The organism is Paenibacillus dendritiformis, assembly GCF_021654795.1.
Classification (GTDB): domain Bacteria; phylum Bacillota; class Bacilli; order Paenibacillales; family Paenibacillaceae; genus Paenibacillus_B.
Window position 1 is genome coordinate 2474014 of record NZ_AP025344.1, and the last position, 14959, is coordinate 2488972.

General features: G+C 55.1%; 17 protein-coding genes and 1 riboswitch. Of the genes, 15 read left to right on the top strand and 2 right to left on the bottom strand.

The window, feature by feature from the left end; genetic code table 11:
- Positions 1–150: 150 nt before the first annotated feature.
- The 7 genes from tsaA (at position 151) to L6439_RS10825 (ending at position 5629) form a co-directional block, all read left to right on the top strand.
- Positions 151–600, top strand: a complete 450-nt coding sequence (gene tsaA / locus L6439_RS10795; RefSeq protein WP_213469690.1) for a tRNA (N6-threonylcarbamoyladenosine(37)-N6)-methyltransferase TrmO — start codon at positions 151–153, stop codon at positions 598–600.
- 42 nt (positions 601–642) lie between these two features.
- Positions 643–939: a hypothetical protein gene (locus tag L6439_RS10800; RefSeq protein ID WP_213469691.1), complete on the top strand. Its 297-nt coding sequence runs from the start codon at positions 643–645 to the stop codon at positions 937–939.
- 37 nt (positions 940–976) lie between these two features.
- Positions 977–1774, top strand: coding sequence for a lipid II flippase Amj family protein (locus L6439_RS10805; protein ID WP_168180236.1), 798 nt, complete (start codon positions 977–979; stop codon positions 1772–1774).
- A gap of 134 nt (positions 1775–1908) precedes the next feature.
- On the top strand, positions 1909–2835 hold the full coding sequence (locus tag L6439_RS10810; protein WP_213469692.1) for a ChbG/HpnK family deacetylase: 927 nt from the start codon (positions 1909–1911) through the stop codon (positions 2833–2835).
- Between the two features lie 229 nt (positions 2836–3064).
- Positions 3065–3934: an NAD-dependent epimerase/dehydratase family protein gene (locus L6439_RS10815; protein ID WP_237096814.1), complete on the top strand. Its 870-nt coding sequence runs from the start codon at positions 3065–3067 to the stop codon at positions 3932–3934.
- 25 nt (positions 3935–3959) lie between these two features.
- On the top strand, positions 3960–4388 hold the full coding sequence (locus tag L6439_RS10820) for a GNAT family N-acetyltransferase (protein ID WP_213469693.1): 429 nt from the start codon (positions 3960–3962) through the stop codon (positions 4386–4388).
- 296 nt (positions 4389–4684) lie between these two features.
- On the top strand, positions 4685–5629 hold the full coding sequence (locus tag L6439_RS10825; protein ID WP_237096815.1) for a hypothetical protein: 945 nt from the start codon (positions 4685–4687) through the stop codon (positions 5627–5629).
- 291 nt (positions 5630–5920) lie between these two features.
- On the opposite strand, the gene L6439_RS10830 is transcribed toward L6439_RS10825, so the two are convergent.
- Positions 5921–6601 (bottom strand): copper amine oxidase N-terminal domain-containing protein, encoded by a 681-nt coding sequence (locus L6439_RS10830; RefSeq protein WP_213469694.1) that lies wholly within the window; start codon positions 6599–6601, stop codon positions 5921–5923.
- Positions 6602–6735: 134 nt separating this feature from the next.
- On the opposite strand from L6439_RS10830, the gene L6439_RS10835 reads away from it, so the two are divergent.
- The 4 genes from L6439_RS10835 to L6439_RS10850 all read left to right on the top strand — a co-directional run bounded on the left by L6439_RS10835 (position 6736) and on the right by L6439_RS10850 (position 9659).
- Positions 6736–7548: an inositol monophosphatase family protein gene (locus L6439_RS10835; RefSeq protein ID WP_213469695.1), complete on the top strand. Its 813-nt coding sequence runs from the start codon at positions 6736–6738 to the stop codon at positions 7546–7548.
- Positions 7549–7614: 66 nt separating this feature from the next.
- Positions 7615–8388, top strand: a complete 774-nt coding sequence (locus L6439_RS10840) for a class I SAM-dependent methyltransferase (protein WP_213469696.1) — start codon at positions 7615–7617, stop codon at positions 8386–8388.
- An 86-nt stretch (positions 8389–8474) separates the two neighbouring features.
- Complete coding sequence (fosB, locus tag L6439_RS10845) at positions 8475–8897, top strand: metallothiol transferase FosB (RefSeq protein ID WP_213469697.1); 423 nt, start codon at positions 8475–8477, stop codon at positions 8895–8897.
- Positions 8898–9020: 123 nt separating this feature from the next.
- Positions 9021–9659 (top strand): histidine phosphatase family protein, encoded by a 639-nt coding sequence (locus L6439_RS10850; protein ID WP_168180243.1) that lies wholly within the window; start codon positions 9021–9023, stop codon positions 9657–9659.
- A 32-nt stretch (positions 9660–9691) separates the two neighbouring features.
- Here L6439_RS10850 and L6439_RS10855 read toward each other — a convergent pair whose 3' ends face one another.
- Positions 9692–9967, bottom strand: a complete 276-nt coding sequence (locus L6439_RS10855; RefSeq protein WP_213469698.1) for a hypothetical protein — start codon at positions 9965–9967, stop codon at positions 9692–9694.
- A gap of 291 nt (positions 9968–10258) precedes the next feature.
- Positions 10259–10390: riboswitch (cyclic di-AMP (ydaO/yuaA leader) on the top strand.
- 5 nt (positions 10391–10395) lie between these two features.
- Here L6439_RS10855 and L6439_RS10860 point away from each other — a divergent pair.
- The 4 genes from L6439_RS10860 to L6439_RS10875 all read left to right on the top strand — a co-directional run bounded on the left by L6439_RS10860 (position 10396) and on the right by L6439_RS10875 (position 14934).
- Positions 10396–11148, top strand: coding sequence for a CAP domain-containing protein (locus tag L6439_RS10860; protein ID WP_168180245.1), 753 nt, complete (start codon positions 10396–10398; stop codon positions 11146–11148).
- Positions 11149–11342: 194 nt separating this feature from the next.
- Positions 11343–12221, top strand: a complete 879-nt coding sequence (locus L6439_RS10865; protein ID WP_213469699.1) for a BsuPI-related putative proteinase inhibitor — start codon at positions 11343–11345, stop codon at positions 12219–12221.
- A 203-nt stretch (positions 12222–12424) separates the two neighbouring features.
- Positions 12425–13468: an FUSC family protein gene (locus L6439_RS10870; protein WP_213469700.1), complete on the top strand. Its 1044-nt coding sequence runs from the start codon at positions 12425–12427 to the stop codon at positions 13466–13468.
- A gap of 245 nt (positions 13469–13713) precedes the next feature.
- Positions 13714–14934 carry an MFS transporter gene (locus tag L6439_RS10875; protein ID WP_213469701.1) on the top strand — a complete coding sequence of 407 codons (1221 nt, stop codon included), beginning with the start codon at positions 13714–13716 and terminating at the stop codon, positions 14932–14934.
- The last annotated feature ends 25 nt before the right edge of the window (positions 14935–14959 follow it).

A 14959-nucleotide genomic window follows, 5' to 3' on the forward strand; every position in this document is an offset into this window, starting at 1 on the left:
ACCACATGCGCGCATGGTGCCTGTGGTCTTCATCCGTTATGGGAGGGAAGCAAGGGGAAAGCGCCAGCCCTAATGGCGTCATTCTAAATAACGGGATATAATGTGTTCGGATCATGTTGGGAAATAAGGAGAATTGCAGGAGGGATTGTAATGAATATCGAGCCGATAGGCACCGTTCGCTCCTCCGTGACGGAAGGGGTGGATGACAATTGGGGGAAGGTGGTTGCCGAGATTCATTTGCTTCCGGAGTATGCGGACGGGCTCATAGGATTGCATGAATTTTCCCATATCCTTGTCGTATATTATATGGATCGCTCTACCTTCGATCCCGCGGCAGACCTGGTCCGCAGACCGCAGGGGCGGTCCGATATGCCGGACATCGGGATTTTTGCGCAGCGGGCGAAGCATCGGCCGAATCCGATTGGCATTACGTGCGCGAAGCTGGTGAATATCGAAGGAGCGATTATCCGGGTGCAGGGGCTGGACGCGATAGACGATACGCCAGTGCTTGATGTGAAGCCGCATTTCCCGGCCTTTGACTCGCCATCGAATCCGCAGGTGCCCGCCTGGGTCAACCAACTGATGTCAAATTATTTCTGATAAGCGAAAGAAGCGATGTTGGCGGAGAAGGAGGGGGTTGACATGCGTATCTATACAATGTTCCTGTTCGTCATACTGAATGGAGTGATATTCATGGGGCTGGGACTGGAGACGCTATTATTCTTCGACGCGACGATCATCATTCTTTTGTTATCTCTATTTCATGAGAAACAGAGCCGCATTGCGGCACGGCTCGCGAAGCCGGAACCGGCTTCCGGCCCAAGAGTGCTGTATCGGGCTCCCCGGCCGGAGACGGACTGGAGGGATCTTCCGAGCCAGCGCGATATGGCGGAGCTGTCCCGAGACGAGCGACAGCAGCCGGGAAGGCCGCAACCATGATGTATTTAATTCTTTTCGTCCGTTCGGAGTGATTCAGTTGACGTCTACGCTAGTAATTGTATTTATTCTTACTTTGATTATTCATGCGTCCGAGACGCTGTCCTACTCGATCCGCTTCGCGGGTGTCCGGATCGGCAAGCTCGCGGTCGCCTTGTCCCTGACCGGGATCGTCGTGCTCGTGGCGCGCACGGCCAACCTGATTCAAGCGCCGTTCACCGCTAACTTCATTGATTATGCCAATCGGCATCCGGAGTTCGATCCGCTGCCCTACCTCAGGTTCACGCTGGTGGCGGCGTCGGCGGGTACGCTGCTCGCGATCGCGGTGTTCCCGACATTCGTTCAGCTGTTCACGCGAATCATCGCCCGGCTGGAGGTGGCCGGCTCCATCCCGAAGCTGCTGGCCGGCGTTACGATCGGGCAGTTAAGGCGGACGAAGAGCTACATCCGCCGACCGACCTGGTCCATGCTGATTAGTCTCCGTTATTTGGGCATTCCGAAGCGGTTCATCCTGTTGAATATCGCCGTTACCGGGATCTATACGGTCGGCGTGCTCGCCTCGCTGTATGCCGCCTATCTCGTTCCGGAGTTCAGCACGACCGCTTCGCAATCATCGGGGCTTATTAACGGGATGGCGACCATCCTGCTGACTATTTTCATTGATCCGCAGCTCGGATTGATTACGGATAAGGCGCTTCAGCATCCACAGGAACGCGGCCGGCTGGGCCGAATCTACGCGGTGCTGATGTTTTCGCGCTTCTTCGGCACCTTGCTGGCGCAGCTGCTGCTGGTCCCGGCGGCCTATTGGATCGCCTCGATCGTCCGGCTCATCAGTTGAGATCGCGGCAAGGGCTGCGTAAGTTTTCCAAGGAAAAGGAATCGTAATGCAGGAAACGAAAGACAGTCTCCTGCGTATGACATGATGACAGGCAACCCGCCGCGTCACTACGCCAACAAAGGGGATACATAGATATGTTAAGCATTCTGGGATATTCATCCGGGGACCGGGTTCTGATTATACAGGCAGATAATGCGGGCCACTCCGCCGAAGCGAACGAGGCGGCGTTCGAGCTGCTGGAGAGCGGAGCGGTGACTTCCGCGTCGTTGATTACGGTCGCCGGGCACAGTCTTGCTGCCGCGAAGCGGGCCGTCGCCGGGAAAAACGCATCGATTGGGATTCATCTGACGCTGACGGGGGGCTATCGGCCGCGCTCGGCGCCGGATCGGATTCCTTCGCTGCTGGATAAGGGTAGATTTCCGGACAGTCTATCGCAGCTGGAGAAGCAGGCCGACCCGTACGAGGTTCGGCATGAACTGGCCAATCAGATCGAATGGGCCTTGAAGCAAGGGCTGAAGCCAACCCATCTTGACAGTCACCAAGGCAGCGTGTTGGGGCTGTTCGCCGGCAACGATTTCCTCGATGCCGTATTCGATCTGTGCGACACGTATGAATTGCCTTTTTTGCTCCCGCGGAACATCGTGCGGCAGTCCTTTCTGACCCAGGCCCAGCGCAGAAGGTTCGAATATATGATTAACGAAGCCAGAGAACGGAACATCGCGCTGATCGACGATCTGCTGCCTGATGCTTACGGGCTGGCCGAGGCAGAGAACTATGAGAGTTACCGTGAGGGGATTGTGAGAGCCCTGGCCGAGCTGAAGCCGGGGATTACCCAATGGACGCTGCATCCGGAACGGTACACGGCTTCATACCCGCAGCGGAAGCATCAGGCGAAGCGGGAAATGGAATACCGCATCGCGGCCGACCCGGCCGTTCGGGACGTGCTGGCCAGGGAAGGAATCAAGTTGATCTCCTGGCAGCCGCTGCAGCAATGGCAGCACGAGCAGGCGGCGGCAGCGAGCAAACGCTCCGGCCGCGGGAAGATACTGCGGTTCGGCTGAGAACGGGATCCAGTCGAACGCAGCCGGATGAAGGTAACATAAAGGAGATTCGCGGAAGGCGGAACATCTGAAAGGGCGCTGTTGAGGGAGGCCCAAGATACATCGCAAGTTACATAAGGATGAAATTCTATCTGATCCTGCGTGCTCTAGGCATATCTTCATTGACCGTGTATGATAGGAAGGCATATGCCGGAATGGGCCAACAATCATAAGGTAACGGGGGGATAAGGTGAAAATATTAGTGCTTGGCGGAACGCGATTTTTCGGTAAAAAGCTGGTGTACAAGCTGCTGGACAGCGAGGCTGAGGTGACGATCGCTACCCGCGGCGCGACACCGGATCCGTTCGGAGAGCGGGTTGTCCGTGTCCGGGCGGATCGGAAGGACCCCGAGTCGCTGCGGGCAGCGGTCGGAGATCAGGTCTGGGATGCGGTCTATGACAACATCTGCTACACGCCGCAGGAAGCGCTGATGGCATGCGATCTTTTCGCAGGGAAAGTGAAGAAGTATATTTTCACCTCTACGCTGTCGGTATACGGCTGCGCTTCCGATCCTCTTGCGGAATCGGATTTCGATCCGTATTCGTATCCGTTCGAGACGGATCCGGAAGCCGAGCTGGATTACGGCGAAGGAAAGCGGCAGGCGGAGGCCGTCTTCTTCCAGCGGGCCGGGTTCCCCGTGCATGCGGTTCGCTTTCCGATTGTGCTGGGGGAGGACGATTATACCCGGCGGCTTCATTACCATGTGGACCGGATCCGGCAGGGAGAGCCGATAGGCATCCCGAACCGGAAGGCGAAGATGTCGTTCATCAGCTCGGATGAGGCGGCTTCGTTCTTATACTGGCTACTGGGCCAGAACGATGCGGGACCGATCAATGCTTGCTCCAACGGAGAACTGTCCCTTGATCGCATCCTGGCCATCGTGGAAGAGGCCGCCGGCAGGAAGGCGATCGTAGAGCCGCCTGCGGAGGGGAACCGCTCGCCGTTCGGCGTCCCGGATCATTGGTTCATGGATAACCGCCGGGCGCGGGAAGCCGGATTCGAATTCCCGGAAGTGACGGATTGGTTCATTCCGCTCGCGCGCAAGCTGGCGCGGAATTGACTAGGTTAGCAGGAGGAATGAGAGCATGTTTATCAATGTGAAGCCGCGGCTGCGGGAGACGGCCATTCGCGAGCTTATCGAGCTGTCAGTCTTTCCCGACCCGGACAAGGTGGAGGCTGTCTTACAGCGGTATGAGCAGCATGCCGAAGACGAGGTGTGGGGATATGAGAACGACGGCGAAGCAGCAGGCATCATCGGCTTTCGGAAGCAGGGGAAGGAGATCGAGATTCTTCATCTCGCCGTTCATCCGGAGATGCGGGGCGCAGGGTTCGGCAGGGGCATGATCCTGGAGCTCATTCATCAGGAGCAGCCGGATGTGGTCAAGGCGGAGACCGATGAGGAAGCGGTTGACTTTTACCGGAATATCGGATTTAGGATTGAGAGCCGGGGCGAAATCTACCCGGGAGTCGAACGGTTCACTTGCATGTATGAGACTCGTCCGGAGGAGGAATAGGCCCCTGCCCCCGGCGGAGAAGAGAGACGCACACGAAGTGCGCTCTCTTTTTTTGTATTCTTGTTTTGCTTATGGCTTGCGTGATCGAAAGGCCCGCTTCTGATGGGAACAAACCCGACTGGCGTCAATAGGGCAAAATACGCGATGGTAACGGAATGTCCCTGTCTCGTGCTATATCCTTGGCGGGATTTGCATAGTTCTTAAGTACGGTTTATCGGCTGAGGTACTTGGAAAGAGAGAAGCGTGTGGATAAAATATCCTCTGTCAGAATACAAAAAACGAAGGACAGGTGGATTATGTTCCCAAGGAAATGGCTTGCCAAATCGAGATGGATGGCGTTCGGTCTGTTGTTGGCTGCAGCCGCGCTGCTGCCGGCCGCTTCCGCGCATGCGGCCGACGAGCAATGGATTGCTCAAGTATGGAAGGAATACACAGCCTACAACAAAAAAACGGTCGATGCCTACGAAAGTTATTTGCAACAAACCGAACGGGCGTATCAAAAATTTTATGACGACAGCCATCGGAAATACGAAGAAATGATGGCGCAGGTGCATGCGGACCAGAAGGAATGGCATAAGAAGCTGGAGGCCGATCTAAAGTCTCTGGAAGAGCGCTATGGCAGCGACAAAAACATGAAAAGCAAGCTCAGAACGTATAATCAATATATCAATCCGAATTTCCTGAACAGTCCGATGTGGAAATATGAGGTGGCCGGCAATCCGAATTATCTGAACAGCACGATGTGGAAGCTGAATAAAGCGCTGAATGAAAATTATTTGCAGAGCCTGATGTGGACTTTTAGCAAAGCGATCAATCCGAACTATCTGAACAGTTCGATGTGGAAATACAACAAAACGGTGAATGAAGATTATGTGAGCAGCCCGATGCAGAAGCTGAAGCATGGCTCCAGCGAGCATTATGCGGGCAGTCCGATCAACAAATACAGCAAGGGCAAGCTGACGAAGACAATGGCAAAAAAGCTATATGCCGAACTGAAGCAAGAGCAAACCGCCAACGTGTCCAAAGGGGTGGCTGCCAGCAAGAAGGCGATTGCCGAGCTAACCGCCAGCACGAAAAACAAGATTGGCGATCTTCATAACGAAACCGTTGAATTGCTGGAGAAGCAGCGCGAAGAAACGCTTGAGGCTATCTCCGGCCTGCGCAAGGAAATCTGCGGAGAAGGTCTCCAATGGGAGCCTTTATTCTCTGCGCCGAAGCCAAGAGAAAATTCAGCGGCTTAGGCCGTTCGCTTTTATCCAGATGCCGTGCGTAAGCGCGGCATTTTTTTCGATCCCGCTTGCCATGCCGGCTTGGCGGAGTATGGAGGCAGGTATCGGTACGTGATACATAACGCACGCTGATGCACCTGGTATTGACGGGTGAGGAATTCTGCAGAAAAGGAGCATAGCATGATCGCATGGTCGCCGAGAGTCCAGGATTCGAGAGATGACCCGGGCTGAGGTCTTTAGGCAGCCCCGGCCTCTCTCAAATGGTCGAGTCTGAAGGAGAAACCGGGTACTGGCCTCGCGGCGCTACCTTGCAATCTGCAAATGTTGGGCCGATTCGTCCCAGGACAGGGTGCAGGACAGAGCCTCGCGGAAGAAAGACAAGGGGACCATCAGCTTCCCATTGGCAATAATCAGGGGAACCGTGAGCTTCACCGTTTTGCCGCCGATTTGAATGTTCTTCTCGTTATGCTTAATCGGGACGATAACCTGTTGTTCATCCTCTTTGATATGAATGGCTTTGTCCTTGACGGAATAGGAGATGCCGAACGCGTCCAGCGTATCGAGAAGAGGAAGCATCAATTGATCCTGATACCGGACCGGCTTCGAGGACAGGGAGACGGCTTCCTTGTTCCACGAGACGGTAATGCCGGCTTCTACCGGTTGCGGCTGCTTTTTGGCGGGTGCGGGTTTGGACTTGGACTTGGATGTAGCCCGGCCCCCTGTAGAAGAGGACTTGCTCTTGGTTGAGCCTGCATTGCTTCCCGCGGGCTTCGATGAGCTTGCCCGGGAAGACCGGCTTGATCCGTTATGGTAATGATACTCTCCGTATTCAAGCCCCCATTTCTCGCAATTGGTTCGGCAGGTATGGCCCCCGTACTTGTCCGTTCTGCCCGGATGAGCGAGCGCTTCGGGCGCTATAGAGCCGGTTCCGAGCAGAATGGCGATGCTGGCGATAATCCATCTTTTTCGTTGAGTGAACATCATGAGCTTACCTCCTTGTCTATATTTGCTTTGCCTATTATGATATTATAGTAAAATTATTCCTGATTTCATAGAGTCTCCGTGTGAGTTGCGAAAGTGGTACACCGGGAGAAAACAATATACAGTGAGGTGCGGAAATGGACAGAACGATATTGCATGAGGCGAGAGAGGTGGCGGTCAGCGCGGCGCAAGCGGCCGGGGCGATCATTAAGCGGCGCTTCGACACGATGCACAAGGTGGATGAAAAAGGGGACGCCGGCGATGTCGTGACAGAAGCCGATTATGAAGCCGAACAGGTCATCGTGGAGGCAATCGAGCGAGCATTCCCCAAACACCGAATTCACAGCGAGGAAGCCGGCCAGCTGGGAAGGGACAGCGATTGGCTATGGCTCGTCGATCCGCTCGACGGAACGAATAATTATGTGATCGGCCTTCCCGTCTTTGCCGTCTCGATCACGTTGATGTACCGGGAAGAGCCGGTGCTCGGAGTCATCTACGAGCCGCTGCCTGACCGGCTGTATATCGCCGTCAAGGGAGAAGGGATGACGCTCAATGGCGAGCCCGTTCGGATGCGGGGGCATGAACGGGATCTGAGGCGGGCGACGGCCGGGTGGATTCAGGGACACGCCGTGCGGCATGAAGAGAGGGCAGTCCAATTGCGGACGAAGCTGGACCTGTCCTGCAAGCGGATGCTGAGGCTGTGGGCGCCGACGCTGGCATGGTGCATGCTGGCGAGGGGAGTCATCGACGCTATCGTACTTTATAATTCGGAAGGGGAGGATCTGTATTCCGGCGTGTTGATGGTTCAGGAAGCGGGCGGGCAGGTCATGGATTTCCAGGGCCGGCCATTCCGGACGATGTGCCGGGAGCCCTACTTGATTGCCTGTTCCCCCGAAGCGGGTGAACAGTGGCTGGAGCTGGTGCGCCAAGGAATGCAGATTGGAACCTGAACTGAACCTATGAGAGCTGAGGCGATTATACCAGCGCAGGCATGGTACCATGTGAAGAGGTGACTTATGACTATGATGGACTGGGATTTATCTGAATATGAAGATCCGAACTTATATGATATAGAAAATCAGGGAAATCCAGAGCTGCCGATGATTCTGTCATGGGCCAAAAAACTGGAAATAGGGAAGAAGACGCCGCTGCTGGATCTGGCATGCGGGACGGGGCGAACCGCCCTTCCGCTGGCGGAGGCGGGATATTCCATCGTTGGAGTGGATCTCCACGCGGGCATGCTGGAGCAGGCTTGCCGCAAAACGCCGGCCGGGGCGGATATCCGATGGGTGCAGCAGGATCTGACTCAACTGCGGCTTGCGGAACTCTCGCCGCTCGCTTATATGGCCGGCAACGGATTTCAACATTTTCTGACCAATGAAGTGCAGGACCGCTTGCTTCAATCGATTCGCAGCGTATTGACGACCGACGGCATACTGCTGTTCGATGCCAGATTCCCGGCGGCCGAGGAGCTGCTTCAGCCGCCCGTGGAGGAATATTGGCGTACGATTGAGATCGCGCCGGATCATCGCTGCGACGTATACACGATCACATCGTATGATCCGGTGGCCCAAGTTCAGCATTATACGACGATCCGTCGTTTTATCGAGGGGGAGAAGCTGCGCGAAGAGCGCAAGACAACGATCGATCTGCGTTATACGTACCCGCAGGAACTGGCCCGTATGCTGGAAGCGAACGGCTTTGAACTCCTGCATCTGTACGGAGGCTGGTCCGGCGTCTCCCTGCAGCCTGCTTCTCTGTCGATGGTGGCGGTGTGCCGGAGAGCGTAAGGGAAGAGAATAGGTGAAGGGATAAGCTCGTCTTGATCCGTTCCGTGCCGTACTTGTCCGGAGCGAACGGTTAAAGGAGGATGCCTATGTCATATATCAGAGGCTTGAATCATTTATGCTTTTCCGTGTCTGATCTGGAAGCATCAATCGCTTTCTATCGCGATATTTTGGAAGGCCAGCTGCTGTGCGTCGGGAGACGGCTGGCTTACTTCGATTGCCATGGCTTGTGGATTGCGCTGAATCAGGAGGATATCGACCGCTCTCGGCAGGAAGTTACCTATACGCATATCGCGTTCAGCATTAATGAAGAGGATTACGAGCCAGTGCGCCAGAAGCTGCTGGATTATGGGGTTACGGTACTCGCCGGCCGGGAAAGGTCACAGGAAGACAGGCAGTCGATTTATTTTCTCGATCCCGATAATCACTGCTTCGAATTCCATACGGGGACGCTTGGCGATCGGCTCCAATACTACCGGGCCAGCAAGCCGCACATTGAGTTTTTTGACTGATCCAGAAGAACGGAGGCCCGAGGCGCATGGGACTGCTTGAGATGATTCCCTCAGCCTGGGTTACTTAACAGCATTGAGGGCTGGAAGAACATGCCTTTGAACGAAGCGGAGAGGAGAAATACGATGAAACCGACAACCATTTATCTAGTGCGCCACGGACAGACCGAGTGGAACCTGGAGCATCGAATGCAGGGGCATCAGGACTCGCCATTGACCGAGCTTGGTGTCCAACAAGCGATCTGGCTCGGCGAGGCGCTACGGCATGAGCCTCTTGATGCGATATATGCCAGTTCCAGCGGAAGGGCGTACCGGACCGCAGAGCTGATTCGGATGGAACGGGATGTGCCGATTCAGGCCTGCGAGGATCTGAAGGAGATTCACCTTGGCGCCTGGGAAGGACAGACGCAGGCGGCGGTGAAGGAGCGGGATCCGGAGCAATTCGAATTATTTTGGAACAACCCGGCCCGATTCCAGGTTGAAGGCGGCGAGACCTTCCATGAGGTTCAAGAGCGGGCTCTGGCGCGGCTCTTAGGCATCGTGCGCGACCATCCTGGCCAATCCGTCCTGATGGTGACCCATACGGTCGTGGTCAAGCTGCTGATGGCTCACGCGGAGCCGCGCCCTCTGCATCTGCTGTGGGAACTCCCCTACATTCATCCGGCATGTCTGTGCAAGCTGGAGTTCATTGATGGGAACCCCCGCATTTTATTGCACGGAGACACGTCCCATTACCAGGATGGCCATGAAGCGAAAGCTTGGTAGCCGGGGATTGGCATCCATTCGATCAGGCAACCTTAGCGGTAGACGAGGATGTACAGCAGCAGCGAAGTGAGCAGGCTCGGCGCGCCAAGCAGCCATAGCGTAGCGACGAAGCCTATGCCTTGACTGGCGCTGCGCTCTCTGTTGTACTCCGGTTGGCTAAGCCCGTCGGACATCAGGCCGGCGAATCCGCACAGTCCGAGACCAATCCAACCGGTAATGTTGAACCATTGGTACAGGTCATCTTCTATGAGGGCATACACTCCTGCAATGGCGGTGAGGAGCAGTCCCAAAGCAATGCGAATAATCATAGGCACCTCTATCCGAAATTTTGACAGATTTGAAATCTACTATAATATATTTTGGCGATACTTGGAATAAGGGGATGAGGCAGGAATGATTTTTTGATAACAATGAGAGGGGGGAGAACACAGATAATTGCGGAGCAGCGGGGGTTGTAACACGTCAAGGGCTTAGCCAAGGCGGCGGATTCCAACCTTGTTCAAGGTGTCAAAAAGGTTACAATAGGTAACAAAATCTTAATTTAGTGCCATATATTATAGCATGATCTCTCCTACTATTTCGTGTTACGATGTGTACGAATTCGAATCAAGCCGAAGCTCGGAAGAGCGCGGGGGAACCAACTTTTGGGGTGAAGGCGCAGACTTGCGTCAGGGGTGACCTCTTTGACCCGAACCCGACAGCTAACCTCGTAGGCTGCAAAGGGAGAGATGAACGAATGAAGAATACGCTCAAAAAAGTAGCAGTGACCAGCGCCATCGCGCTAGCGCCGGTTCTGGCGGCGGGATCCGCCTTCGCGGCTCCGCAGGCCGACGCGGTGAAAGCGCAAAGCCCGAATTGTTATATGGTAAAAGTAAACGGCGTCAATGTGAAAGCCGTCATCCCGGATCCGGCAAAATCCAGCGACTGGCAAGCTTGGTTGGACAACCTGGTCAAGGAATGGAATAATCAAGGCCATAACGGCAGCAAGCAGCCAGTTGTCAAGCAGCCGACGGTTCAAAATCCAGGCAATTCCGCCAACAAGCCGGAGTCCAAGCCAACGCCTGCTCCAACGAAGCCGGCCCAGCCTGTGCCAAGCACGGAGAATGGCACGGCAGCGGACAAGTCGGATTTCGCGAGCCAAGTGGTGGATTTGGTCAACAAGGAACGGGCCAAAGCCGGCTTGAACCCGCTTCAATCGGATGAGAAGCTGACCAAGGTAGCGATGATCAAGGCGCAAGATATGTATAACAACAATTATTTTGACCATCAATCGCCGACGCTTGGTTCGCCGTTCGATCTGATGAAGTCGCAGGGCGTCCAATACCGCACGGCCGGCGAGAACATCGCCAAAGGACAGCGTACGCCGGAAGAGGTCATGAACGCTTGGATGAACAGCGAAGGGCATCGCCAAAACATTATGAATCCGAACTACACATCGATTGGCGTCGCGTACTACAACGGTGAATGGGTTCAAGAGTTTACCGGCTAACAAGTAAATAGGACATCATGGCAGCGGCATCTGGAGAAGGTGCCGCTGTTTTGCTGCGTACCCGGTTGCCGCCGACTCCGAAGGGGAATCCTATTCCTGATCCTGCAACATCCCGCGCTTGAAGATCGTCAGGTAAAATATAGGAAGATGCATTCATGCATTCATTCCGACATTCGCGAAGGGAGAAGATGGAGATGAAGCAGATTAACAGACTTGCCTGCGGATTGGTTATTGCGGGCATGATGGCGCTTCCGGCCGGAACCCAGGCGGAACCGCGGGCCATAGAGCCCGGCAGCAATGCCATAGAAATGAACGATCTGAGCCGGGCTGATCTGGCGGTCCTGCTGGCCGAGCTCTTCGGACTGGATACGAAGAAGACGAGCACGGCATTCGCGGATGCGGCCGATCACTGGGCCACGGCCCGGGGGGCCATTCCCGCCGTCATCGAAGCGGGACTGATGAAGGGAACGGATGCCGAACATTTCCGGCCCGATCGAACCGTAACCTATCAGGAGATGATCGCTGCGCTTGTACGGGGGTACCAGCTTGACGAGATTGCCGCGCCGGCATTCGATCAGGCGAAGTCATCTTCTTACAAGTGCTCGGCGTGGGCGTCCCGCTATATTCACGCGGCTGTAGCCTTGTCGATCGTCAAAGACGATCTTGACTTCCGTAAGCCAATCTCCGGGCTAACGGCTAAGAAGCTGGCGGATGAGTTCCGGGAGGCCGTCCGGATCTCGCCGCTGGTGTCGAAGCTGGAAGTCGGACGCAGCAAGCAGGGTCAGGCGCTGCTGACGTTCACCGTCACCAACCCGTCGCATGAAGAGCTCCTTCTTGAGTTCAGCTCCTCGCAGCGGTATGACTTCAAGGTGACTGACGCCGCGGGCAGAGTGGTATATCTCGCCTCCAAGGACAAAGTTTATTTAACCGTATTGGGAGAAGAGACGCTGCTCCCCGGGAAATCGCTGACCTACAGCGAGGCTGTGAATCTTCAGGAGGGCCAGACCTATACGGTAGAGTTCTGGCTCGTCACCGAGCCTAAGGCGTACTTGAAGCAGGAGATCCAATTCTAACCGCGAGCACGCGGCCTGAGCCTTCTGTCCGGACATCCGGCATGAAGGCTTTTTGGCGTTGTCTAAGCGGAACGGTTGGAAGCATATTGCCGCCTTCGGGACTTGCTTTTACAATAAGATCAGATAAAATAAAACCTTGTGCAGACAAGGCATATGATGGAGAACTGTCCATATGGATAGGATAGGAGGAAGGAGGGAGGGCCATGGCTTTTGGCGCCCGGGTGTTGAAGACGGGGATCGCCGTTACGCTCGCCTTATACATCAGTCAATATTTTCAATTCAAAACGCCGGTGATTGCCGCAGTGGCGGCCATCTTCGCCATGCAGCCGTCCATCTACCGGTCATGGCGTTATTTTCTCGATCAGCTGCAGACGAATACACTAGGGGCCGCAATTGCCCTGCTGGCCGGGATGGCGTTCTCGAACGAGCCGATTGCGGTCGGGATTGTGTGCATCGTGGTTATCATTATCTGTCTTAAGATGAAGATGGAGGAGACGGTAGGGCTCACGCTGGTCACCGTCATCTCCGTCATGGAAGCATCAGGGCAATGGGACTTCGCGCTTGGGCGGTTCGCGCTGACGCTGATTGGCATCGGTTCGGCATTTCTAATCAATATTTTGTTTTTCCCGCCGAACCCGCAGGCGCAATTTATCGGGCAGATTCAGAATGTTTTCAGCCGCATGTCGCTTTTGCTTCGCACCGCGATATCGGACGAGATGAAGGAGAGCGCGTTCCGCGTCGAGAAGCAGGGACTGGAGGAATCATTGAAGTCGAGCTCGGACAAGTACAAGCTGTTCGAGGAGGAGACGAAGAAGCTGAAGCGGGCCAAATACCGGCATACGCGCCGCATCGTCGTCTACAAGCAGCTGCTGAACACGCTGCGCAAAGGCATCGAGGTGCTCAATATCATCGAAGAGCATTATTTCCAGTCGGTCCGTACGAAGGAATCCGATCTGTTCTTCGATCGCCATCTGGAGCTGCTCATTAAATGCCATGAGCATGTCCTGCTCAAGTTCGAAGACAAGGTCAAGCCCGACAGCGGCGACACCGCCAATCTGGAGCGGGAGAACGAACGCTTCATGACCCAGGCGCTGCAGTACGGCACGGATGGACCGGAGGGAGCGTTGCGGTTATCGATCGTGGCTGCGTCCTTATATGAATACGGCCATCAGATCAGCCGGCTAGACCGCTTGGTCGGGCATGTGGATAAAGAAGAAGATAAGGGTCTGCTGCAAAGCTTGCTGTAGTCCTGCCGTTTGAATCACTTTAACAAGAGCCGCGGTTGCGGTTCTTTTTTTATGGCGTCAGCGTCCGGGAAGCTTCTCAAGGAGCATTTTTGACTTGAGTTGGCCGGCTGAGGTAGAATGATACCGACCACGAAGTCATATTAAGAACTATTGGGTACTACCCTTGCGGGGTGCGGTGGCCTAACGTCAGTCCAGGCTGCCAATCAACAGAAGGGCAGACGAGAGAACAGAGGAGGACGAGAGAGATGTCGGAAGCAAGGCGGAAGTACAACGGACCATTGGTCATCTTGATGATGAACATGTTCGTGACGATGGTAGGAATGGGGTTGATCATCCCGATACTGCCTTCTTTTTTGCAGGAATTCGGCGGCGGAGGGCAAGCAATGGGCTACCTGGTTGCCGCTTTCGGGCTGACCCAGTTCCTGTTCTCCCCCATTGCGGGGGAATGGTCGGATAAATACGGCCGCAAAATATTGATTGTAAGCGGGGTTGGCATCTTCGCTTTGTCGCAAATTGTGTTCGCCTTGGCGGATCAGATGTGGATGCTGTATCTGTCCCGCCTTCTCGGCGGCTTGGGTGCGGCATTGTTAACTTCGCCGATGATGGCGTATATTGCCGATATTACGACTGTGGATGAGCGGGCCAAGGGGATGGGACTGTTCGGCGCTTCCATGACGCTGGGGGTTGTCATCGGTCCGGGCATCGGGGGGCTGCTGGCGGAATACGGCATTCGCGTTCCCTTCTACTTCGCCGCCGGGTTAGCCGTAGCCGGAACGCTGCTCTCCCTGATCTTCCTGCCCGAGACGCTGCCTCCAGAGAAGCGGATCGCGATACAGCAGAGCAAGAACGGGCCGCGGTCGACTATGGTGCAACAATTTCTGGCATCCTTTAAGGCGCCGTACTTTGTGCTCCTTGCGCTTGTTTTTACGATGTCATTCGGCCTGCAGAATTTCGAATCGATATTCGGATTGTACTTCGACGGCAAGCTCGGCTTCACGCCAAAGCAAATCTCGCTTATTATTACGTTCGGCGCATTGATTGGGGTTATCGTGCAGGCGGTTCTGATCGAGCGGCTGCTGCGCCGCTTCGGCGAGAAGAAGGTGCTGCATGCTTGTTTCATTCTGGCCGGCGCATCGATGGTAGTGACGCTCTTTGTCCGGCAATTCGCAGCGATTTTTGCGGTGACGCTGCTGTTTTTTGCCGCTACCGCGATCATTCGGCCAGCGTTGAACACGCTGCTGTCCAAAATGGCTGGCAACGAGCAAGGCTTTGTCGCCGGCATGAATACGGCGTATATGAGTCTGGGCAATATTATCGGGCCGTCGATTGCCGGAATTTTATATGACGTGAATACAAATATTCCTTACGTGTTCGGAGCCGCGATTTTATTGCTCAGCACAATGATTCTTGCCAACTGGAAGCGAACCGGAAAAGGGGAGGCTCCATCCTCGACGGCGTCCATGTGAGAGGGCTGATTGCAAGCGGGGGGCT